Genomic DNA, 540 nt, shown 5'->3' on the forward strand with positions numbered 1-540 from the left:
TCAGATGAACCGGATGAGGTGAACCCGGTCCCACATACCGGGCGTCGAGTTGACTTCAGGGGTGTGAACCGCTCTCCTTGTGGGCATGCTCGCGAATCCGGCACTCACCTCGACCCGCTCCGCCGGGTTCCTCGGTGCTGCCCGCGCTCGCTGTAGCTGTCGCTGTACCGGCTGTTGAGCCACCGCGCTCCCGCCGCCGCGTCCCTGCCGGACCCGGTCTCCGCCTGCTGAATCCGCTCCCACCGGGGCGCCCACTGCCGCCCGCCCGCGACCCGGGCCATCGCGCGGCGACACCCCCACCGCCCCGCCTCATCGTGCCGAGGACCTCCGTACCCCATGAACAGCGACAGCGACCTCCAGATCGCCGGCGACATCCTCGAAGTCCCGCACCTGCTCCAGCCCGAGCGTGAACACCCGTCCACCGTGGCCGAGTTCGCCGGCCTGGCCCGCACCATCGCCGCCGACCGCGCCCAGTGGGAACCGCTCGTGCGCTACGACGCCACGACCCGCTGGTACCACCGGCTGCGCACCGGACCCGGC

General features: G+C 71.9%; 1 pseudogene. It reads left to right on the forward strand.

From position 1 onward, the window contains the following. Window positions 1-336: 336 nt before the first annotated feature. Window positions 337-540 (forward strand): annotated as a pseudogene (locus tag LPA54_RS36135) (cysteine dioxygenase); the annotation flags it as partial.

Source organism: Streptomyces sp. DH12 (assembly GCF_020873895.1).
Classification (GTDB): Bacteria; Actinomycetota; Actinomycetes; order Streptomycetales; family Streptomycetaceae; genus Streptomyces.